Annotated in this window: 18 protein-coding genes; 4 read left to right on the plus strand and 14 right to left on the minus strand. The window is 60.2% G+C overall.

The window, feature by feature from the left end; all coding sequences use genetic code 11:
• Positions 1-81: 81 nt before the first annotated feature.
• The 3 genes from RWJ89_RS11055 to RWJ89_RS11065 all read right to left on the minus strand — a co-directional run bounded on the left by RWJ89_RS11055 (position 82) and on the right by RWJ89_RS11065 (position 2,602).
• Positions 82-912 (minus strand): ABC transporter permease, encoded by an 831-nt coding sequence (locus RWJ89_RS11055; protein WP_131664980.1) that lies wholly within the window; start codon positions 910-912, stop codon positions 82-84.
• Positions 909-1,715: an ABC transporter permease gene (locus RWJ89_RS11060; RefSeq protein WP_025394853.1), complete on the minus strand. Its 807-nt coding sequence runs from the start codon at positions 1,713-1,715 to the stop codon at positions 909-911. The genes RWJ89_RS11055 and RWJ89_RS11060 overlap by 4 nt, the downstream gene beginning before the upstream one ends.
• Before the next feature lie 113 nt (positions 1,716-1,828).
• Complete coding sequence (locus RWJ89_RS11065; RefSeq protein WP_077978374.1) at positions 1,829-2,602, minus strand: transporter substrate-binding domain-containing protein; 774 nt, start codon at positions 2,600-2,602, stop codon at positions 1,829-1,831.
• A gap of 331 nt (positions 2,603-2,933) precedes the next feature.
• Between RWJ89_RS11065 and RWJ89_RS11070 the strand changes: the two genes are divergently transcribed.
• On the plus strand, positions 2,934-5,096 hold the full coding sequence (locus RWJ89_RS11070) for an OmpA family protein (RefSeq protein WP_316030914.1): 2,163 nt from the start codon (positions 2,934-2,936) through the stop codon (positions 5,094-5,096).
• 271 nt (positions 5,097-5,367) lie between these two features.
• Here the strand turns inward: RWJ89_RS11070 and RWJ89_RS11075 are convergent, their stop codons facing one another.
• From RWJ89_RS11075 to RWJ89_RS11125, 11 genes are all read right to left on the minus strand, one after another.
• On the minus strand, positions 5,368-6,456 hold the full coding sequence (locus RWJ89_RS11075; protein ID WP_077978372.1) for an ABC transporter ATP-binding protein: 1,089 nt from the start codon (positions 6,454-6,456) through the stop codon (positions 5,368-5,370).
• A gap of 219 nt (positions 6,457-6,675) precedes the next feature.
• Complete coding sequence (locus RWJ89_RS11080; protein ID WP_132609140.1) at positions 6,676-8,130, minus strand: ABC transporter substrate-binding protein; 1,455 nt, start codon at positions 8,128-8,130, stop codon at positions 6,676-6,678.
• Between the two features lie 44 nt (positions 8,131-8,174).
• A complete protein-coding gene (locus RWJ89_RS11085; protein WP_077978370.1) occupies positions 8,175-9,203 on the minus strand; it encodes a carbohydrate ABC transporter permease in 1,029 nt (342 codons plus the stop codon).
• Positions 9,200-10,075, minus strand: coding sequence for a carbohydrate ABC transporter permease (locus tag RWJ89_RS11090; protein WP_077978369.1), 876 nt, complete (start codon positions 10,073-10,075; stop codon positions 9,200-9,202). The genes RWJ89_RS11085 and RWJ89_RS11090 overlap by 4 nt, the downstream gene beginning before the upstream one ends.
• Positions 10,072-11,004 carry a ribokinase gene (gene rbsK, locus RWJ89_RS11095; protein ID WP_077978368.1) on the minus strand — a complete coding sequence of 311 codons (933 nt, stop codon included), beginning with the start codon at positions 11,002-11,004 and terminating at the stop codon, positions 10,072-10,074. Before rbsK ends, RWJ89_RS11090 begins: the two co-directional genes overlap by 4 nt.
• 12 nt (positions 11,005-11,016) lie before the next feature.
• Positions 11,017-11,472 carry an RbsD/FucU family protein gene (locus RWJ89_RS11100; RefSeq protein ID WP_025394845.1) on the minus strand — a complete coding sequence of 152 codons (456 nt, stop codon included), beginning with the start codon at positions 11,470-11,472 and terminating at the stop codon, positions 11,017-11,019.
• Positions 11,473-11,630: 158 nt separating this feature from the next.
• Positions 11,631-14,018: an aldehyde dehydrogenase family protein gene (locus tag RWJ89_RS11105; RefSeq protein WP_316030915.1), complete on the minus strand. Its 2,388-nt coding sequence runs from the start codon at positions 14,016-14,018 to the stop codon at positions 11,631-11,633.
• A 5-nt stretch (positions 14,019-14,023) separates the two neighbouring features.
• A complete protein-coding gene (deoC, locus tag RWJ89_RS11110; RefSeq protein ID WP_165503828.1) occupies positions 14,024-15,052 on the minus strand; it encodes a deoxyribose-phosphate aldolase in 1,029 nt (342 codons plus the stop codon).
• A 174-nt stretch (positions 15,053-15,226) separates the two neighbouring features.
• Complete coding sequence (locus RWJ89_RS11115; RefSeq protein ID WP_025394842.1) at positions 15,227-15,949, minus strand: DeoR family transcriptional regulator; 723 nt, start codon at positions 15,947-15,949, stop codon at positions 15,227-15,229.
• Between the two features lie 376 nt (positions 15,950-16,325).
• The gene (locus RWJ89_RS11120; RefSeq protein ID WP_132609142.1) at positions 16,326-17,084 is read right to left on the minus strand and encodes an alpha/beta hydrolase; all 759 of its coding nucleotides are present in this window, start codon (positions 17,082-17,084) and stop codon (positions 16,326-16,328) included.
• 54 nt (positions 17,085-17,138) lie between these two features.
• Complete coding sequence (locus RWJ89_RS11125) at positions 17,139-18,914, minus strand: cytochrome c biogenesis protein DipZ (protein WP_316030916.1); 1,776 nt, start codon at positions 18,912-18,914, stop codon at positions 17,139-17,141.
• A 359-nt stretch (positions 18,915-19,273) separates the two neighbouring features.
• Between RWJ89_RS11125 and RWJ89_RS11130 the strand changes: the two genes are divergently transcribed.
• The 3 genes from RWJ89_RS11130 to RWJ89_RS11140 all read left to right on the plus strand — a co-directional run bounded on the left by RWJ89_RS11130 (position 19,274) and on the right by RWJ89_RS11140 (position 22,509).
• On the plus strand, positions 19,274-20,323 hold the full coding sequence (locus tag RWJ89_RS11130; RefSeq protein WP_316030917.1) for an alpha/beta fold hydrolase: 1,050 nt from the start codon (positions 19,274-19,276) through the stop codon (positions 20,321-20,323).
• 126 nt (positions 20,324-20,449) lie between these two features.
• Positions 20,450-21,190 (plus strand): response regulator, encoded by a 741-nt coding sequence (locus RWJ89_RS11135; protein ID WP_168266268.1) that lies wholly within the window; start codon positions 20,450-20,452, stop codon positions 21,188-21,190.
• Complete coding sequence (locus RWJ89_RS11140) at positions 21,187-22,509, plus strand: sensor histidine kinase (protein WP_222415890.1); 1,323 nt, start codon at positions 21,187-21,189, stop codon at positions 22,507-22,509. The genes RWJ89_RS11135 and RWJ89_RS11140 overlap by 4 nt, the downstream gene beginning before the upstream one ends.
• Positions 22,510-22,694 lie beyond the last annotated feature (185 nt).

Genomic DNA, 22,694 nt, shown 5'->3' on the forward strand with positions numbered 1-22,694 from the left:
TCTCAAGAGTGCTGCCAAACTGGCTTTTGTTTGATGAATGCCGTTATCCCAAAGCCGCGACACAGTTTTGGGCGTCATGTATCAGCGCTTGAGGTGCCGGGTCAGGCGGCGCTCGAACCAGGCCCAGAGATGGCGTAAGGCCTCTACGATGGTGAGGTAGAAGATCGCCGCCCAGAGATAGGTCTGGTAGTCGAAAGTGCGGGAGAAGGCGTAGCGGGTTTCGCCCATCAGGTCGAGCACGGTGATGATGGCGACGACCGCCGAGCCCTTGATCAAAAGGATGATCTCGTTGCCGTAAGGGCGAAGTGCGACGATGAAGGCCTGCGGCAGGATGATCTTGCGGAAGGCGATGCTGTTATGGATGCCAAGTGCCGCGGCGGCCTCGCGCTGGCCGTGCGGCACGCTTTCGATCGCGCCGCGCAGGATTTCCGCCTGGTAGGCCGCGGTATTGATGGTCATGGCAAAAAGGCCGCAATACCAGGCTTCGCGGAAGAACCACCAGATGCCGACGGCCTCAAGCTGCGGCCGGAATACGCCGAGGCCGTAATAGACCAGGAACAGCTGGGCAAGCAGTGGCGTGCCGCGGAAGAAATAGATGTAGCCGTAGGCCAGCGCATTCAGCACGCGATTGTTTGACATTCGCGCCACGGCAAGCGGCAGCGACAGGATGGCGCCGCAGATAACGGAAATGAAAACGAGGCTCAGCGTTATCCAGAGACCATGGAGGTAACGCGGCCCGTAGCGAATGAATTTTTCCGGATCCCAGCCATTGATGACGGAAATGACAAGAAGGGCCGCGAGCACAGCCCAGATGGCGACGAGAATATAGCCGGCCATGCGCGCCGGCGTCATCGGCTTTATCATCTCGCGGGGTGCTGGCTGCGGCGGGATCAGCGTTTCGGCGTAGCTCATCGACGGACCTCCGAACGCTTGGCCCAACGCTCGACATAGACGAGCAGAAAGGAGGAGAGGATGGCGAGCACCAGATAAAGACAGCAGGCCACACCGTAAAAGAAGAAGGGTTCCTTGGTCACGCGGACGGCAACACTTGTCTGGCGCAGAATATCGGCAAGGCTGATGATCGAGACGTAGGAGGTGTCCTTCAGGAGCACCATCCAGAGGTTCGTCAGGCCCGGCAGCGCGATGCGCACGAGTTGCGGCAGGATGATGAGGCGCAGCGTGCGGCCGCGATGCAGCCCAAGCGCGTCGCCCGCTTCATATTGACCCCTGGGAATGGCGTGGAAGGCCGAGAGCAGCACTTCCGAACAGTAGGCGGAGAAGACGACCGAAAGCGCGATGACGCCGGCGAGAAAGGCGTTGATCTCGATCGGCGGCCCGTCATAACCGACGAAGGCAAGCAGAGACTGGATCAGCATCTGCATGCCGTAGTAAATGATGAAGAGCGTCAAAAGCTCCGGCAGGCCGCGGAAGATCGTCGTGTAGATGCCGGCCGCCAGCCGCAGCGACTTTTCCTCCGACTGCTGGCCGAGCGCCACCAGGAAGCCGATGGCGAGGCCGATCGGCAGGGTGACGATCGCCACCGAAACGGTGACCTGCAGGCCAAGCGCAATCTCGTCGCCCCAGCCGGTATCGCCACAGGCAAGGATCGTCGACTGACCGAACCAAGTGAAGATGCCAACGGGCCCGCACAGCGGATCGAAAATGTGCACAATCCAGCTCCAGAAGGAGCCCAGCGCGGAAAATAATCCGCCCATGCGAGAATTCCCCTCACGGCTTTTGCCGTTTTAATCTTGCTATCTTTGTCAAACAAAAATGGCGGAAGAGCAAGCCTTCCGCCATTACCTTCATCGGCGAGATAACGAATTTCTTATTCGCCGTAAACGTCGAAGTCGAAGTACTTGTCCTGGATCTTCTTGTATTCACCGCTGGCGCGGATCGCAGCGATCGCCGTGTTCAGCTTTTCCTTCAACGGGTCGCCCTTGCGGATGGCAATGCCCGCGCCGTTGCCGTTGATTTCCTTGTCGACCGGCAGGGTCGTCAGAATCTTGCAGCAGGCGCCGGCGTCGGACTTGACCCATTCGGAGAGAACGACGACGTCGTCGATGACGGCGTCGACGCGGCCGCTGGCAACGTCGAGCTTGTATTCGTCAGCGGTCGGATAGAGCTTCAGCTCGGTGTCGGCGAGATGCTTCTCGGCATAGTTGGCGTGCGTGGTGGAGGTCTGCGCGCCGATCACCTTGCCCTTGAGGCCGGCGACGTCTGATATCGTCGAATCCTTCGGCACGGCAATGGCCGGCGGGGTGTTGTAGTATTTATTCGAGAAGTCGACGAGCTTCAGACGCTCCGGCGTGATCGACATGGAGGAAACGATCATGTCGAATTTCTTGGCATTCAGGGCCGGGATGATGCCGTCCCAGTCGGTGCTGACGAAGGTGCATTCGGCCTTCATTTCAGCGCAGAGCGCCTTGGTGATGTCGATGTCGAAGCCCTGGATCGTGCCGCTGGCATCGACGAATTCGAAGGGCGGATAGGTCGAATCGGTGCCGATCACGTATTTCTCGCCCTCGGCCATGGCCGAGCCGGCAAAGAGAGACATTGCCGCGATCGAGGCTGCCGCGAAGATACGGGTAGGGTTAAGCATGAGGATCCTCTCTGTTGGTAGCCGTCGCTCGTTTTTCTGTTGGGCTGACGGCTGCAGTTCAACGGTGTCGACACCGCCTTGTGGCGATAATCAGACTTTTTTTCATGGAATTGCAACAGAAATTCCCGCGCAATTGTGCTGTGCAAATAACAGGCGAGATGAACGAAAGCAGACTGCAACATTCACGGGAGGTTAATCCGGAGCTTTCTAGAACCGGAACAAATCGGTGGGTTGGCGCTTTGCCATTTCGCCGTTTCGCCTCATTGCGACGCTAGGGGCGGAACCAGGGCCTGGCGGCCTCAAGAAGCTCAAACAGGATCGAGGAAACCCGATGGGCAAGAAATCAAGTTTGTTTGCGAGCGCAGCCTTCCCGCTGCTATCCCTCTCGCTGGCGCTGCAGCCGGCATCGGCAATGGCCGCCGCGCGCGGCGCCGCAACCGAGACTGCAGCCGTGCGGCAGATTGAACAGGGCAACTTCGAAGTGGCGCAGGACGCGCCCTCCGAGGAGGAGCTCTTAAAGAAGAAGCGCAAGCAGAAGGAGGAAGCACCGGCTGAACAGGCGCCGGCCGCCGAGCAGCCGAAGGAGGCGCCCGCCGAGAAGCCGAAGGCCGAGCGGAAGGAGGCGCCTGCGCCCGAACCCAAGGCAGAGCCGGAACCGCCGAAGGCCGAAGCGCCGAGGGAGGAGCCTGCGCCCGAAAGCAAACCGCAGCGGAAAGCCAAGCAGGCAGCTCAGCCGGAAGCCGAGCCGCAGCAGGAAGAGCAACCCGTAACGCAGGAAAAGCCGAGAAAGCCGAAGAAGCAGGAGACGCAGCAAGCCGAGCCTGAGGCGCAGCCGGCGCCCGAGCAGCAGCCTGCCGCCAAGGAAACTCAGCCGGAGACGAAACAGGCCCAACCCGAGGCCAAGCCTGAAGGCGGTAAGCGGGAAAAAGGGCAGGATAAGGCCCAGGGCCGAGACAAGGGCAAGACTAAGACCGAAACTGCCGCTCCCGAGGCAGTGTCGCCAGCTGAGGAACAGGCAAAGCCCGAAGTGAAGCCGGAGGCAAAACCCGCTGCCGAAGCGCCTGCCAAGAAGCCGACAAAGGGCGAGGCTGCAGCACCCACAGAGAAGCCAACCGAAGACAAGGCGGCCGCTCCCGAAGCCGCGCCCGCCGAAACGCCCAAGGATGGCACGGCTGCAAAGCCTGCCGCCAAACAGCCCACCGGCGAGCAGCCCGCCGGCGGACAGCCGGCTGCGCCCGCCACCGACACCGCCCAGCCGCTACCGGATGCCAGCAGTGGTCAGCAGGTGGAGCAGGCCATTCCGGCGCCGGAAAAGGTTTCGCCCGAGGAACTGGAGCGCCGCAAGAAGATCGCCGCAGATCCGGCCAAGAGCAACGAGACCGTCGTGCTGCCGGTCGAAAACGGTGCAGCCGTGCTCGACAGCGACAAGGATGCCGACCGCAGCAAGGGGCGGGAAGGTCGCCGTGACCGTGACAAGCTGCGCGCCGAGAGCCAGGAAGTGAAGGTGCCGACCTCGGACGCCGATGCGCAGGCCGCTGCCACCGCTGCGGCACCGGCGATCAAGCTCGAGGCAGTGACCAGCGAGAAAGGCACGAGGCTCGATACCCGGCCGCAATTCGTCCGACCTGAGGGCGCGCGCATCGACGACCGCACCGACGACAGCCGCGTGATCATTCAGTACAACAATCAAGTGATCGTGCGCAGCGACGACGACAGGCGGTTTCTGCGCGACGGCGAACGGCCAAGCTATGAGCAACTGTCGGGCGATCGTTATCGCGAGACGATCGCGCGGCCGGAGGGCTATCGCATCGTCACGATCCGCAACCGCTACGGCGATATCATCCAGCGGTCGCGCGTCGATGCCCGCGGGCGCGAATACGTACTCTACTACTCGCCCGATCTCTACGAGGACCCTGATCGCGACTACTTCGAAGATCCGGGCGCCGATCTGCCGCCGATGCGGCTGCGCGTGCCGCTCAACGACTATATCATCGACACCAGCAGCGATCCGGACCGGGATTATTACGAGTTCCTCAGAGAGCCGCCCGTCGAGCAGGTAGAGCGTGTCTATTCGCTTGACGAGGTGAAGTATTCCGCCCGTATTCGCGACAAGGTACGCCGCATCGACCTCGACACGATCACCTTCGCGACCGGCAGCGCCGAGATCCCGATGACCCAGGCGCGCACCTTGCGCAAGGTCGCCGACGCGATCGGCCAGGTGCTCGAGAAGGATCCGAGCGAAACCTTCCTGATCGAGGGTCATACGGATGCTGTCGGCTCAGACCAGAGCAACCTGATCCTCTCCGACCAGCGGGCGGAGTCGGTCGCCAACGTGCTCTCCGATGTCTACGGCATCGCGCCGGAAAACCTGGCGACGCAGGGTTATGGCGAGCGCTACCTGAAGGTTAGTACATCAGAGCCAGAACAGGAAAACCGCCGCGTCACCATCCGCCGCGTTACGGCACTGGTCCGCCCGGTCGCTGCCAACAAGTGATGATGTGGGTGCCCCTCTCCATTCTCGGGAGGGGCATTCCGTTCTTGCTTCTTCTTTCCAACTGGCTTGAAGGATGATTGAGAAGTGCGGTTCGCTCGCTCTTCTGGGAGGTGCCGGCAGGAGAGCGGATTGTCGTCGATCACCGGAGGCATTGCGACGCCTTTTAGCCCCACGTGGCGCTGCCGACGCCACGTGTCTTTGAATTCATAGGGCGCAGATTGCGATGTCCGAATGTCCTCTTGGTGGATTGCCGTATAAGTTTACGGTGATTTTAGCCCACCGTGTCTCCGGTACTTTTAAGGAAAAAGTGCATTTTTTGGGTATCAATTGGAACGCTAATCCTGTCATCCGGGCCAACGCGCGATGACGCGTGAATCTGGGCAGTAAAGGCCGCTGCCCCGACCTTGCCGATCGCCAGTGTGTATGGACCGAGGGGCTCGATATCGGCGACATGAAGGCTCACAGTTGAAACGTTGGAATCCCCAACCATAGTATGTTCCGGTCGGATTCCCAGAACCACTGACTGTCCCACCGCCACCGAAAGGCGCTCGGCTCTTTGTGTCGGAACCGAAATGTCGACCCCACCCTCGGCCTGGAAGGCAATTCCACCGGCGTTTTGCACAAGTTGCCCCTCGATGAAGTTCATGCTTGGCGAGCCGATAAAGGCAGCAACAAAGAGATTCTTCGGAGATTCGTAAAGGGTAATCGGATCAGCGGCCTGTTCGATCCGCCCTTGATTCATAACCACCACCCGATCTGCCATCGTCATCGCCTCTACCTGATCATGTGTAACGTACACGATCGTGGTTTTGAGCCTGCGATGTAAGAGCTTGATTTCTGTTCGCATTTCAATGCGCAATTTAGCGTCGAGGTTGGACAACGGTTCGTCGAACAGGAACACATCCGGCTGGCGAACAATCGCCCGGCCAATCGCCACGCGTTGGCGTTGGCCACCTGAGAGCGCGTTCGGCTTGCGTTTCAAATAGGCACCGAGATTGAGAATGCGCGCCGCATTTGCAACGGCGGCATCGATGTCCTGCTTCGGCGTTCCGCGCACCTTCATGCCGTAGCCGATGTTTTCGGCAACTGTCATATGCGGATAGAGCGCGTAATTCTGAAACACCATCGAGCAATTGCGCAGACCCGGGCGCAGCGTGGTAACGTCCCGCTCGCCGATACGGATTTCCCCTGATGTCGTCTGTTCCAGCCCCGCGATCATTCGCAGGGTGGTTGTCTTCCCGCAGCCGGAAGGTCCGACAAGAACCACGAATTCCTTGTCGGCAATTGCCAAATCGAGCGGAGGGATGACCTCAACGCTGCCAAAGGACTTGGTGACCTGATCCAAACGCACCTGGGACATGCTGTAACCTTTTCATGAGAATTCCATCGCCTGGCCCAGCGCATCGGCCCGAAAATCGGAGTCGATTTTCGGAAGGAGCCATGGTGGATTGAAAGAGTTAGAACGTCCATTGTGCGTCCGAAAGGACGCACGGCGCTCTAAGCGGCGATGGTTTGCTTCTTCTTCCAACGATGTCTAATCCCATCCCGACATTGCCGGGATGGGTTGTTGAGGATGGGTTTACTTCGCAGGCAGGCCCATCGACGAACGATAGGCTTCCAGTTGCTTGTCGCGGCCAAACTCGTCCGTCAGCTTGTTCCATCCGGCAGCCACGGTATCCAGCGCCTGCTGCGGCGTCACTTCTCCAGCCAATGCCTTGGAAAGCTCGATCTCAAGAATTTCCGTATAGGAGAAGTAGCCCGGCAGGCGCATGTCGAGCGCCGTGTTCTTGGCGGTCACCGCGTCCTTCTGGCTTCCAAGATATTCCTTGGCCTCACGCTCGGAAAAGATCTTCGACCACAATGCCGTATTTGTCGTGTGCGAAAGACGGTAAGGATTGACGCCTGTGCCGCCGGTGATGGCCGCCTGACCGGAAACCGCCGGGCTCGTCAGGAACTGGATATAGTTCCAAGCGGCCTCTTGGTTCTTGGAGGACGACGGTACGGCTGCCTGCCAACCGCCGAAGGCCATGAAGGAAGTCTGGACGACCTCGGGCTGCTTGTCCCACTTTTTGGTCTTGTAGTTCCAGATCTCGTCGGATCCCGGCAGGGATGCCGAGCCGACGCTACCAGCAACCTTCGACTGCTTCGGGTCGGCGGCGATGACGCCGGTATCGCCCCAGCCGATCGATTCCGCGACCTGGCCACCGGCAAAGGCGGCATTGACTTCGCCAAAGGAGAAGTTGAGCGCGTTCGGCGGCGCCAGTTTCGAAGCGCGGATATATTCCTCCAGGCCGCGCACCCAGCCCGGATTGTTGACCTGCGCATCCATCGTATCCGGATCGAAGAACATGCCGCCGGGATTGTCGGGATGGCTGGTGTATCCCGCCACGTGACTGAACAGGAACCAGAATTGCTGGCCACCACGGCGGAAGGCTTCCGCCGTGCCCCAAAGGCCCTTGTCCGGCTGCTGGAAGAATTCGGCGATGTCAAGATACTGCTTCCATGTCTTCGGCGGGGCCAGATCGTAGCCATACTTCGCCTTGAAGGCGCTCTGGTTTTCCGCGTTTTCAAACAGATCAATGCGGTAGGTATAGGTATGGGCATCACCGTCCATGGTCTGCGACAGGACCTTGCCGTTCCAGACCATCAGTTGCTCGCGGTAAACCGGCGCGATGTCCTCCCAGTCGGCACCTGATTGCATATTCTTCGGCATTTCCGAGAGAAAGTCGGTGAAGTCCGGTGCCCAGGCCGGCGCAAAGGCAACCACGTCGAACGTGTCTTCGCCCGAGGTCAGCGAGGTTACGATTTTGGGATAGAGTTCCGACCACGGAAATTCCACCACATTCACCTTGCCGCAGGTCTTTTCCTCCCAGCCCTTGGCCGCCAGTTGCAGCGCAGATGCGATGTAAGGCCCCGTCTGCGTCGTGGCGGTGAGCGTGACACCGGTGTAGTCCGGTTCGCATGCGAGCGCGGATGGGACGCCCGCCACAGCAAGTAGTCCTCCGGCCGTTGAACTCAGTAGCAATCTTCTCATGTTTTCCTCCCTGGAATTGAACAATGACTAGGCTTCTCGAACGGTCATTTTATTGCTCCTAAAAGCAGGCCAGACCGCATCAGCCTGCTCAAAATGCCCGCCATGACGACCATGGGTATGATCGCAACCAGGGCGGCTGCCGATATCGACCACCACTCGTCACCGCGCTGGCTGTTTTGCCCGGCGACGAGAATGGGAAGGGTCTGCCATTTGGAACTGGTCAGGAAGAGTGCGAACAGGAACTCGTTCCAGACGAAGGCGAGCGTGATCATGAATGTCGCGATCAGGCCCGGCTTGGACATGGGCAGGACGATACCGAAAAAAATTCTCCACGACGGCACATTGTCGACCATCGCCGCCTCTTCGACTTCCACCGGCAGTGCCGCAAAGAAATCGCGCATCAGCCAGATCACGATCGGCAGCGAGAAGGCGACATAAGCGAAGGTGAGGCCTGTATAGGTGTCCACCAGCTTGAACCCCAACTTGCCCATTTCCGTATACATCAGGAACAAGGCAAAGGCGGCGACGATCGGCGGAAACATGCGCTGGCTGACAAACCAGAAGACGATATCATCATTGCCGAGGAGCGGCCCTGGAAGCTTCATTCGGCTGGAGCCGATGGCGAGCGCAAGCGCTGCAACAAAGGCAAAGATCAGCGAAATGGCCTGCCCGTAGCCCAGTACATGACGGCCAAGCAGATATCCGCCGAAGGCAACAACGACGAAAATCACGCCGGACAGCAGCTTGACCTCAAAGGTGAAGCGCACCAGCGCATAGGCTGCCATCGATCCGATGAAGGTGGCCAGCAACGATGCGGAGAGCCCGACGATCGTCGAGGCGATGAAGGTGTTGTAGAACTGGCCGCGGGCGCCCGACAGGAGCTCGCTCCAGGCCGTCAGCGTCGGGTCGAAGTCGACAAATGGAATATAGGTCGGCCCGCCGACGACGCCGAGCGGCGACTTGAACGAGGTGATCGCGACCCAGTAAAGCGGAAAGAAGGTGAAGGCCAGCCAGAGCAGGCAGCCTGCGAGCGCCCACCAGCGGCCGGATCCTTTGAGGTCACGCACGCTCATTTGTGCTTCTCCAGATAGGGCTTCAGGATGGCGAGATAGACGAGCCCGATCACGGTAATGACGATCAGGAAGAGGAAGGAGAGGGCGGAGGTGTAGCCGAGGTTGAACTTCTTGAAGCCCTCCTGATACGCGAACAAGGTCAGCGTTTCGGTCGAAATGCCGGGCCCTCCGCCTGTCATGACGAACACCGTGTCGATGATCTTGTAGCTCTCGATGAGGCGGATGAAGACCACGGCCACCGAAATCGGCAGCATCATCGGGAATGTGATCCCCCAGAACTGTTGCCAGGGGCTGGCATTTTCAAGCGCGGCAGCCTCGTAGACGTCCTCGGGCAGGGTTTGCAACCCGGCAAGAAGCATAAGGATGACGAAGGGTGTCCACTGCCACACTTCGACGGAAATGATGGCGCCGATAGCCCATCTGGTCTGCGTCAGAAACGGCAGGTTGGGAAAACCGAAGACGGTCATCAGCTCATTGAGCGGGCCCATCGTAGGATTGAGGATCTGGCGGGCAATGAGTGCGACGGCAACGGGTGCTACAAGCATTGGCACCAGGAAGCTGACCCGAAACAAACCTTCGCCGGGCACCCGACGGTTAAGCGCCAGCGCCACGGAAAAACCGATGACATACTGCAGCGTCACCGCCACAAAAGCGATGATCGTCGTCGTCCAGGCGACATTCCAGAAGCGCGGATTCTGAAGCAGTTCCGTATAGTTGCCGAAGCCGACGAAACGCGAGGGAATCGGCGGCACGAGCCGCAGGCTCATGAAGCTGGTGGTCAGCGAATAGATCAGCGGGAAGATCGAGATCACCAGCACGATCAGCAACGCTGGCCAGATGAAGAAGTGTTTGATCGGGTCGTTGCGGGTCATGCTGCGCCTCCTTTTTGGAGAAGCGCCTCGATTTCTTCGATCTTCGGCATGGCAGGCGCGGTACCCCGCCGCGTCACCGCAATACCAGCGGTCGCGCAGCCGAAACGCACGGCCTCGACCGGACTAGCGCCCCGCGAGAGCGCTGCCGAGAAGCCACCGACAAATGCGTCGCCGGCGCCGGTGGTATCGATGACGGCTCCCGACGAGATCGCCGGAACATGAACCGATTGCCCGGCCGTATGATAGAGCACACCGCGACCACCCAGGGTGATCAGCGCGGCTTTCACGCCCTTGGCAAGAAAGGCGTCGCCAGCCCGTCTGGCGTCGTCGAGCGTGTCGAGCGGAAAACCGACGATGGCGGCTGCTTCGGTTTCGTTTGGCACGATATAATCACAGAGCGGATAGATCGTGTCTGGAAACGGCTCGGCCGGCGCTGGATTGAAAACAGTGGTAACGCCGGCCGCATGGGCGATTTCGAGGGCGCGCTGCGCCGCTTCGGCCGGTTGTTCCAGCTGGGTCACGAAGACAGCCGATTGCTCGATGGTTTGGCGTGCCGCCTCGACATCGCCAACGCCGATGGTGCCTGCGGCACCTGGATAGACGATAATCGCATTGTCGCCGTTACCATCATTGACGTAGATGAAGGCAGCGCCGGTCGGCATATCGTCCATCTGCACAACCTTCGGCGTCACGCCTGCTTCCGCATAGGTCTTCAGCGCCATGTCGCCAAACGTGTCGCGGCCGATCTTCGAGATGAAGGAGACTGTTCCACCGGCGCGGGCAGCAGCGACAGCCTGGTTGGATCCCTTGCCGCCCGGCCCCACTGCAAAACCGGTCCCGGTGATGGTCTCGCCAACGTTTGGCATGCGCTTGGCCAGATAGGCCGTGTCGGCGACGAAAATCCCGAGGATCGAAACACCCACCTTCATTATCGTTTCCCCTCAAACGGCTTCCGGCGGAATCACGCCTTTGGTGAAAAGGAAGCAGCCGTAGAAGCGGTTTTCTCCCGTGGTGATGACGCAATAGGCCCTTTTGGCTTCCTCATAGAAGGCGAAACGCTCGATGCCATACATCGGCGCCGGCTTGCCCTCGGCGCCGTCGATAACGGCCTGGACTTCCTGCTGCACGGGAGGGATCTCGTCCGGCGCGCCCATGATTTCCATTCGCCCGGCAGACGGCTGCAGCGGCGTATCCAGCGGCATTACCGAAAGAATAGCGTTGATGGCGCGGGCAGCAGACACATTGTCTATCCGCAACAGCTTGCCGAGCATCGTTTGCCGGGCAATGGAATCCGAAGGAAAATTGGTGTCGGAAACGACGACCGTGTCGCCATGCCCCATGGACCGGAGCGCATGCAGCACATCCGCATTCAGAGCCGGATCGATATTCTTCAGCATGAAAATCCTCCCTTAGTTGCACCATTTCGCAGCACCCCGTGCCGCAAAACAGAGCCCATAACCGCAGCTCCTTTACAGCTCTGCGATTCCCTCAAATTCCGTCGTTCTCGCCTGCCGGTGCGGTTCTCCTCCCGCCCGGATGACCAGAGTTGGAGCCCTTATTCTCCGTAGGGGATCCAGATATTCTTCACATCCACAGCGCGGCGAAGGTATAGCGCGCCTTCGGCAGCGGCTCTGTCCATCCAGTCCGTCGCCTTGCCATTGTCCACGAAGGTTCGCTTGAGATTGCCCGACGACAGCTTCTCCACCGTCGTCGAAAGTTCTGCCGAGCCGAAGGCCCACAACGCATCAACGTCATTGTGCGCGGCAAGGATCTTTGCCAGTTCGATCGCCGACCCGGTGACGATATTGACGACACCGGCAGGCACATCCGACGTTTCCAGGACGGAATAGAAATCCGTAGCCGAAAGCGGGAAGGGCTCACTCGGCACCGCGACGACACGATTGCCGGCGGCAATCAACGGCGCAACCAAACTGATAAAGCCGAGCAGCGGCGCTTCCGGCGGGCAAATGACGCCAACGACGCCGATGGCTTCCGGCATGGCCAGGGCAACGCCGCGAAGCGGCGGCTGGTGAATGCCGCCTTCATATTTGTCCGCCCAGGCTGCGTAGGTGAAGAGACGCGAAATCGCGGCGTCGACCTCGGCGTTTGCATTGGCTGCGGAAGCTCCGGTCATCGCTGTTATCCGCGCGGCGAACTCGTCGGCGCGGCCACTGAGGTTTTCGGCGATGTAATAGAGAATCTGGGCGCGGTTATGAGTGGTCGCATTCGACCAGGCGGAGGCGGCCTGTGCGGCAACCACCGCATTGCGGATGTCCTTGCGGTTGCCTTCGCCGACCTCCCCGATCGCCTTGCCCTTGGGCGAGGCGATGACACGGGAATAATTGCCGTCCGGGCGTGCCTGCTTGCCGCCGATGAAGAGCTTTGCCGTCCGGTCGATGGTTGGCAGGGCAAAATCGCCGGCAACCGGCTTTACTTGCAAAAGTGCGGGCATTGCTGCACGGGCCTTGCGACCGACCCAAGCCTTCGGCTTCAGATATTCATAGCAACCTTCGCGGCCGCCTTCGCGGCCGAATCCGGATTCGCGCTTGCCGCCAAAACCGACAGCGGCATCGAAAAGATTGGTGGCATTCACCCAGACCACGCCGGCTGCGAGCTTTGCCGCCACGTTCAGCGCCAAGCCGATCGTCTCGCTCCAGACGCTGGCGGCGAGGCCGTAACGGGTGTGGTTGGCAAGCTGGATGGCCTCTTCCGGTGTGCGGAAAGTCATGGAGACCGCAACCGGCCCGAAGATTTCCTCGGTCGCGACGATCGATGTCGGCTGCACGCCGCTCAGAAGCGTCGGCGGGTAGAAGCTGCCACCCTTCGGCAGGTCGATCTTGGCCTGATGCAGTGTCGCGCCTTCTGAAACTCCCTTTTTCACCAGCGCTTCGATACGCGTCAATTGGACTGGCGCTATGATCGCACCCATATCGATGCACTTGTCCAAAGGCTGACCGACCCGCAATGTCTCCATCCGGCGCTTCAGCCGTTCATGGAAAAGATCGGCAATGCCTTCCTGGACCAGAAGCCGCGAACCGGCGCAGCAGACCTGTCCCTGGTTGAACCAGATCGCGTCGACTACGCCTTCCACGGCGCCGTCGATATCGGCGTCGTCAAAGACGACGAAAGGGGACTTGCCGCCGAGTTCCAGCGTCAGCGATTTACCGCTACCCGCGGTGCGCTCGCGAATAACGCGCCCGACTTCGGTGGATCCGGTAAAGGCAATTTTGTCGATATCCTGGTGCCCGACGAGCAGCGCGCCTGTTTCGCCTTCTCCCGTCACGATATTGAGTACGCCCCCCGGAAGGCCCGCCGCGGATGCCAGTTCGGCAAAGAGCAGTGCCGTCAGCGACGTGAATTCGGCAGGCTTCAGGATCACGGTGTTGCCGAGCGCCAAAGCCGGCGCCACTTTCCAGGCCAGCATCAGGAATGGGAAATTCCACGGGATGATCTGGCCGACGACGCCGACCGGCACATGATCGGCAAATTCCGTGTCCTGGATCTGCGCCCATCCAGCGTGATGATAGAAATGACGGGCCGCCAGGGGCACGTCGAGATCGCGGGTTTCGCGGATCGGCTTGCCGTTGTCGATCGCCTCGACCACAGCAATCAGACGCGCGTGGCGCTGGATCATCCGGGCAAGCGCATAGAGATGGCGCGCCCGCGCATGGCCCGGCAATCGCGCCCATGATGCCTGTGCCTTGCGGGCAGCAGCAACCGCGTTGTCCACATCCGCCGCGCCGCCGTTCGCGAGCTTCGCCAGGACCTTGCCGGTGGCTGGCTCGAACGTGTCGAAGTTCTTACCCGACGCGGAGGGCACGAACGCGCCATTGATGAAGTGACCGAAACCGGAAGCGTGGCGCGCTAGCCAGTCGCGAGCTTCGATATCGGATTCAGGGGCAGGGCCGTAGGACATTTCGTCGAAATACTTTGCAACAGTCATCTGGATCATCCAATCGGGTGTCTGTTGAGGGCCGAATAGGCACCGGTGACGTGATGCTCCAGCTGCCGCTCGATATCCGCAAGCAAGCTTGATGCACCGATGCGGAAGAGATCGGACTCCAGCCACTCGCGTCCCAGTTCGTCCTTCATCAGGAACTGGTAGTTCAACACGTCCTTCGCCGCGGAAATGCCTCCGGCCGGCTTGTAGCCGATCTTGATACCAGTGCGCTCCTGATAGGCGCGGATCGCCCGCAGCATGGTCAATGTCACGGCCAGCGTCGCATTGACGCCTTCCTTGCCGGTCGAGGTCTTGATGAAATCGGCTCCCGCCATCATGCAGACCAGCGAGGCCCTGGTGACATTGCGGAGCGTCTTCAGGTCGCCGGTCGCCAGAATGGCTTTAACATGCGCATCACCGCAGGCGGCGCGATATTCTTTCATTTCCTCGTAGAGTGCTGTCCAGTTGCCGGTCAGCACATGCTCGCGGGTGATGACGATGTCGATTTCCTTTGCGCCATCGGCAACTGACGCCTCTATTTCCTTGAGCTTGAGGTGGTGCGGGCTGAGGCCGGCAGGGAAACCGGTCGAAACCGCGGCGACCGGAATGCCGGAATCTCCGAGCGCCTCGACCGCCGTTGCAACAAAACGATGGTAGACGCAGATGGCGCCGGTGGTGATCGAACGCCCGCTCATGCCAAGGGAATCCAGAATGTCGGCGCGTATCGGATTCATCGCCTTCGCGCACAACCGCTTGACGCGTTCGGGGGTATCGTCGCCGTTCAACGTCGTCAGGTCGATGCAGGTCACCGCCTTCAGGAGCCAAGCCGCCTGTGCGTCCTTTTTGACGGTCCGGCGTCCGGGAAGCGAGGCTACGCGGCGCTCTGTAGCAGACAGGTTGACTCGGGTATCAAGCACCCACGACAGATCGAGTTCCATACCGGCATTGCGCGGCCGGTTATGGGTGCCGTCCGGCAATCGCGAAGGGGCTGCGTGATGCGCCGCGTTTGCCGCATTGTGAACAGCAACGGTTTCCAAATCGAATCCTCCCGACCAGAGCGTGAAAGTCTTGTTGCCATCAGTGCAGACGCACGAAGCGGAAGTTTCACGATTGGATCACATGTGATTTTTTTTTCACTGTTTGTGAGGTTTGCATCACCGCGCTGCTGCGTCAAGTTTAGATTTCAGTAGGCGGGGAAAAATGGGGACTTCTCAGTCGAAATTGTTCATGCCGTTTTCAGTGATGACCACGTCGAACGACTTCATGTCGCTGAAAAAGGCCGGCTTGAGCTTGCCGATTTTGCTGCTGTCGGCGAGAAGAATATTCTTTTGTGCCCGGGACATCGCCTTTTTCTTGATCTCCGCTTCGTGAAAATGCGCGCAGGTCGCACCACGTCGGGAATCGACACCGGCTGCAGAAAGAAATGCCACGTTGATCACAAGCTGATCGAGCATTTCCAGCCCCGACGCCCCGGAAAAGCTCGCCGATGCGGGATGGTAAAGACCACCGAGCATAACAAGGCGAACGTTAGGTTTTCGCGTCAGGCGATCGGCGACATTCATGGCGTAACAGATCGCCGTTATGTGAATCTGGTCTGGGAGGAGATCGACCAGATAAGGTAACGTGGTGCCGCAGTCGAAAAACACCGTATCGTCATGGTGAATGTAATCAACGGCTTGTGTGCAAACTTGCCGTTTTGCAGCTGCATGACTGTCGGCTGCCGCGGAGATTTCGTAGGGATCGGTTTCCGCTTCGATAGCCGGAACGATATGGCCGCCGAGAAATGCGAATCGGTCTGCATTGGCGCTGACATCACGCCGAACCGTCATCTCCGAGACGCCCAGGATCTCGGCAGCATTCTTGATGTGTAGAATGCGATGTTGTGAAAGGGCCTCGGATAAGACTGCTATACGCCGGCCCCTGCGACTATCCATATTGGATGTCTCCCTTATGTTTACACCGGATAGTGTTCTGATCAAAATTTAACAAGGGACTGCCATTCCCATCTCGTTTGCCACTCGATCCCCGATTCAGCATCTGAGCTATGATACAGCTTCTGCACCAGCCGGTTGCGCGAACAAACCACATCATCTCAATTTTATAGCGAAGCCCCGGAATTTGAAATGAGAATCTGTGACTGATATTCCATTTTGTGTAGGAATAGTCACAAAATCGCATCGGCGGGGCAGGACGGTAACAAGGAGATCGACAATCTAGGTCGGCGGAGGCGACTTCGTCAGCCCCTGGTCGGGCGACCTTCCGACCAGAGGCTATCCTTGCGATGGCTTAGAATATTTCTGACTGCGTCTGCTAGTCGCCGGCTTTCCTCGCTGCCGTTTCGATCACATCAGCGACCTTTTCCGGTTGGGATGCGAAGACGGCGTGGCTTGCCTTTATTTCAGTCACGTCGCTTCCCGCACGTTTTGCCATGTCGCGTTCCAGCTCGGGGTTGATGGAGCGATCCTCGGTGGCGACGATCGACCAGCTTTTCTTCGACCGCCATGCAGCCTGAGTGATCTTCGCGGAGAATGCCTGCTTTGCGGCGAAGACCTGTGACTTTGCCATGAAATTGGCTTCGGCTTGCGGAAGGTCGGCTGCGAAATCCGCGGCGAAGGCGCCCGGATCGAGATAGAGATATTTGCCGTCCTTCGTTTCCTTTATATCCATGCTGCCGGCGGGCTTCGAGCTGGCGAGGCTTAGCAGGCTTTCGCCCTTGTCGGGCTGGAATGCCGCGACATAGACCAGGCCCGCGACCGCGGGATCGTTGCCGGCTTCGGTGATGACCATGCCGCCGTAGCTGTGTCCGACGAGCAGGACCGGTCCGTCCTGAAGGTCGAGAACCCGCTTGGTCGCCGCCACGTCGTCGTCGAGCGAGGAAATGGGCTGCTGGACGATGGTGACGTTGAAGCCGCGTTTCTCGAGAATGTCCGTCGCCTTGCGCCATCCCGAGCCGTCGGCCAGCGCGCCGTGGACGATCACGATGTTCTTGACCGCGGCAGCCTCTGCTGCGAACGCGATGGCGGTGGTGGCAAATGCAAGCGCTGCAGTGAAAAGAAGACGTTTGTACATGACTGTCACTCCTTTGGTCATTGTTGATGATCGGGATATCGATGCGTTTCAGGTTCAGCCGAATGTGAAGGCGTAAGCCTGCACGCCGGGATCGAGGAAGCGGATCTCGAAGTTGCGGGCGGCGACCGTGCCGGACTGGCGGACGAGTTGATAAAGCCTCGTCGCGGTCACGGTGCCATTGCCGTCGGCATCGATGTCGGAGCCGTGGTCGGGTCCTGGCGCCTTGCCGTCGATCTTCACCTGGAAGCGGATCGGCTTGTCGCCGGCGCCGGGACCAAGAACGAGATGCAGATCGCGGGCGCTGAAGCGATAAGTGATGCCGCCGCCCGGCTGATCAAGCGTCGCCTGATCCCGGCCGACGGTCCAGGTTCCAGACAGGCCCCAGCCATTGAGGCCGGGTTCGGCGATCGAATAGTTTTTCGCCGTGTCGGCCTGCAGCCCTTCCGGAGAGGCGAAGTTCGCCGCCTGTTGGTAGCCGAGATAGGTTTCGCCGGAGCGGATATTGCCGAGATCAGGACCTGCTTCCACGCCCTTGGCATCCGGCACGACCGGCGCACTTGCCGTCGTTTGGCTGCCGGCTTCGCGCAGCAGGTCCTGAATGGCCTTTTCGGTCCTGTTGTAATTGCCTTCGCCGAAATGGTGGTAGCGGATCTGGCCCTTGGCATCGATCAGATAGGCGGCAGGCCAGTAGCTGTTTTCGAAGGCGCGCCAGATGCCGTAATCATTGTCGATCGCAACGGGATAGCCGATCTGGAAGTCGCCGATCGCCTTCTTGACGTTGTCGATCTTCTTCTCGAAGGCAAATTCCGGGGCGTGGACGCCGATCACCACGAGACCCTGATCCGCATATTTTTCGACCCAGGCCCTGACATAGCGGATGGTACGAATGCAGTTGATGCAGGAATAGGTCCAGAAGTCGACCAGCACGACCTTGCCTCGCAGCTGTTCCGTGGTGAGAGGCTCAGAGTTCAGCCATTCGACCGCGCCGGCGAGCGAAGGGGCGAGGCCTTCGACGGGCAAGTCGCTACGAAAGGGCTTCTTCACGCCGGCTGCGGCGATCATCACCTCGTTGCTCGCCAGCTCGGAAGATGCGCCGCTGAGCGGCTTTGCATGCAGCCTGTCGAGCACGGCCTGTTCCAGCGATGCGGTGCTGGCGTAGGACAGCCGGGCGAGCAGGCTGGTGTCGAGGCCGAGCGCGATGATTGCGACGCCCGCCAGCACGGCAGCGCCGAGCCCCTGACGAATCCTGTCGCCAACGCCGAGCGAACGCTTCATGGCGGTGAATATCCGGCCGCCGACAAGCAGGGCGACGGCAAGCGAACTTGCAGCACCAGCGGCATAAGCGATCAGCAGGAAGGTCGTCTGCAGATTGGCGCCCTGTAGTGCGGCTCCGGTCAGCACAAGGCCGAGAATCGGACCGGCGCAAGGCGCCCAGAGCAGTCCGGTGGCAACGCCGAGAAGAAGCGCGCTCTTGACTGTCGTGGTGCCGCGCCCGCCGCCGGTGGCGTTCACAAGATTGTTGCCAAGGTCGACGACTGGCCGGGCAAGCGTGCTTGCGAAACGCGGCGAAAGCAGACTGGCACCAAAGAGCGCAAGCAGGACAATGGCGGCAAGGCGGCCATATTCGTTGGCGCGAATGGCCCAGCTACCGCCGACTGCGGCCAGTGTGGCGACCAGTGCAAAGGTGGCGGCCATGCCCGCCAGCATGGGCAGCGTGCTTCTGACGAAGGGCTGTCCGGCGCGGGCGAAGACAAAGGGGAGGATGGGCAGGATACACGGGCTGAGGATCGTCAGCGCGCCTCCGAGATAGGCAATGATCAGAAGTGTCATCATCGTTTCCTTTGAAACCGATTGATCGGGCTCTGGACGGCGATGGAGCCTGAACCAGCAACGGCGGGGATATGGCCGGGCGGACGTATCCCCGATGTGTCGGGTTTGGCGGGGAAATGTACCGAACTATTGCGATGAGGCGCTGACGATACAAAGCGATACAAACTACCGTCCCGGCGTGGGCCGCGGCGAAATGTCTGCTGCCGGTGCGATGCTTTGCTCGGTCGCCGCGATTGTATCAGAATGTATCCTCACGGCCGGAAGCTACATCCGTATTCAAAAACCGGAGACTTGCGACATATGGTCGATACAAGCGCCGCGTCATATTCGCACTGTGATCCATTCGACAGGAGAGACCAATGTCAGAGCAAATCAACCATCACCGCCGCCGTTTCTTCGGCATGACGGCAGTCGCCCTTGCGGCCGTCGAGTTCGGCGTGGCCGGCATGGCCGCCGCCCAGTCGCCCACGACGGCCGCATCGGTGCCAGCTATAAAGCCTGGGACCAACACGTCCTTTGAAGCGCTGAAACAGGTCAAGGCAGGCGTGCTCGATATCGGTTATGCCGAGGCGGGAAAGGCGGATGCCCCGGTCGTATTGCTGCTGCATGGCTGGCCCTATGACATCTATAGTTTCGTCGATGTCGCGCCGCTGCTTGCTTCGGCAGGTTACAGGGTGATCGTGCCTTATCTGCGCGGTTACGGGACGACCCGCTTCCTGGACGATCAGACGCCGCGCAATGGCCAGCCGTCAGCGCTCGCCGCTGATATGATCGCGCTGCTCGATGCGCTCGATATCGAGAAGGCCGTCATTGCCGGCTACGACTGGGGCGGGCGGACCGCCAATATCATTGCGGCGCTCTGGCCCGAGCGCTGCAAGGCGATGGTATCGGTGAGCGGCTACCTGATCGGCAGCCAGGAGGCCAACAAGAAACCGCTTCCGCCCAAAGCCGAACTTGCCTGGTGGTACCAGTTCTATTTTGCCACCGAACGCGGCCGTCTGGGATACGAGACCAACACCCATGATTTCGCAAAGCTCATCTGGCAGACGGCTTCGCCGAAGTGGAACTTCGACGATGCGACATTCGACAGATCGGCCGCCGCCTTCGCCAATCCTGACCACGCCGCGATCGTCATTCACAATTACCGCTGGCGCCTGGGGCTTGCCGAAGGCGAGGCCAAGTATGATGCCTACGAGACGACGCTTGCCACAACGCCCATCATTTCGGTGCCGACCATCACTATGGAGGGCGATGCAAACGGTGCGCCGCATCCGCAGCCTTCCGCTTATGCCGGAAAATTCTCCGGCAAATACGAGCATCGGACGATCGGCGGCGGCATTGGCCACAACCTGCCTCAGGAAGCGCCGCAGGCTTTTGCGCAGGCGGTCATAGACGTCGATCGTTTCTAGGTCGACGATGCCGGTTGCAGCGCCTCGTTGCTCCGGCCAGCGGAATATGCGTAGGTCGCGTCTGTCGCTTCGGTCAGGAACGAAGCGACCGGCGCGGCCGCTTCTATCGATAAGGAACAGGGAAATATGGATCATGTCGATCACATCCTGATCGTCGATGACGATCGCGAAATCCGCGAGCTGGTCTCGGGCTATCTGCAGAAGAACGGCCTGCGCACGAGCGTTGCCGCCGACGGACGGCAGATGCGCAGTTTTGTCGAAGCCAATGCGGTCGACCTGATCGTGCTCGACGTGATGATGCCCGGAGACGACGGGCTGGTGCTCTGCCGCGAACTGCGCGCCGGCCGGCACAAGACGATCCCGATCCTGATGCTGACGGCCCGCACCGACGAGATGGACAGGATCCTCGGGCTGGAAATGGGCGCTGATGATTATCTTCCGAAGCCCTTTGCTGCGCGCGAGCTGCTCGCCCGCATCAAGGCGGTGTTGCGGCGGACGCGGATGCTGCCGCCCAACCTGCAGATCAGCGAGGCCGGACAGTTGCTGACTTTCGGCGACTGGCGGCTTGATACGGTCGCCCGGCACCTTCTCGACAGGGAAGGGACCGCGATTGCGCTGAGCGGCGCCGAATACCGTCTGCTCCGCGTGTTCATCGATCACCCGCAGCGTGTGCTCAATCGCGACCAACTTTTGAGCCTGACACAGGGCCGCGACGCCGATCTCTTCGATCGCTCTATCGATCTCCTGGTCAGCCGCCTGCGTCAGCGGCTGGGCGACGATGCGCGCGAACCGACCTACATCAAGACGGTGCGCAGCGAAGGCTATGTGTTTTCGGTTCCGGTCGAAATATCGGAGCCGCGCCGATGAAGTCGCCGATCCCCTCGCGTTCGGGCCTGATGTGGCCGAGCACGTTGCGGTCGCGGATCTTCCTGATCCTGCTGATCGGACTGGCCTTCGCCTACGGTCTGTCCTTCAGTGTGCTCTATATGGAGCGGTACATGTCGGCCAAGGCGGTGATGCTCGGCACGCTGGAAAATGACGTGGCAACATCGATTGCGGTTCTTGATCGGCTTCCGCCAGGCGAACGCGGCGACCTGCTCGACCGGCTGAGCCGCGGCAATTACCGTTTCGTGCTCGGGCCCGGTCTTCCCGGCGTGCCTGACACGTCAAGCAAGGGGGTAGAAATCTCAGGAAAGATCGAGGAGGCTATCGGGCATCGCTTTCCAATCCGTATCGAACGGATTCCTGGCGATGTGAACCGATTGCAGGCGCATCTGACGCTGAGCGACGGAAGCCCCTTGACGATCGACGTCACGCCGAAGGGCGTCATGCCGATCGCCGCGTGGCTGCCTTATGTCTTCGTCGTCCAGATGGTGCTGCTCATCCTCTGTACCTGGTTTGCGGTTCGCCAGGCGATCCGGCCGCTCGGCGAGCTTGCCGCCGCCGCCGATGCTCTCGATCCGAACAAGGACGGTCCGGCTTTGAGCGAGGCGGGGCCGAGCGAGGTCGCGCATGCGGCAAGGGCGTTCAACGCGATGCGGGACAGGATCGCCCATTATCTCGAAGAGCGCGTCCAGATATTGGCGGCAATCTCGCATGACCTGCAGACGCCGATCACCCGCATGCGGCTGCGTGCAGACATGGCGGAGGAGTCGCCGGAGAAAGACAAGCTGGTGCACGATCTCGGTGAGATCCAGCGCCTCGTTCAGGACGGCATTGCCTATGCACGCAGCGCGCACGGCAATGGCGAGAAGAGCGCCCGCATCGATCTCGCCTCGTTCATCGACAGCATAGCCTACGACTACCAGGATACTGGAAAGGCCGTCACCGTCGTCGGCCTGGTTCAGGGTGCTGCCTTCACCAAGCCGCATGCTCTTCGCCGTATCCTATCGAACTTCATCGACAATGCGCTGAAGTTTGCCGGCGCCGCCGAGATCGGCGTCGAGCGAAGCGTAGAAAACGATATCGTCATCACGATTATGGACCGTGGGCCTGGAATCCCCGACGATATGCTCGAGGCCGCCATGCAGCCATTCTTCCGGCTGGAGCAATCCCGAAACCGGGAGACCGGCGGCACCGGTCTCGGTCTTGCGATCGCCCAGCAGCTGACGGCCAAGATCGGCGGGTCGCTCCGGCTCTATAATCGCGCCGGCGGCGGCCTGGCCGCGGAAGTCACCATCCATTGACGTCGGGGGTCGCCGCAAAATCTCGCCAGGTTTTGTATGCGAAGATGTCCTGGATACCGGATGCTACTTTTTGTGACATTTGGGGCGTTTTCGGAAACATGGCCGATATATCCGTCGGTCAAACCACACTCCGTCAACCCGGCCGCGCCGCGGCCAGTCGCATGCAGCGACGCAACACAAGGAGT

Origin of the sequence: Rhizobium sp. 10PS4 (genome assembly GCF_032464805.1) — a bacterium.
Classification (GTDB): domain Bacteria; phylum Pseudomonadota; class Alphaproteobacteria; order Rhizobiales; family Rhizobiaceae; genus Rhizobium; species Rhizobium laguerreae.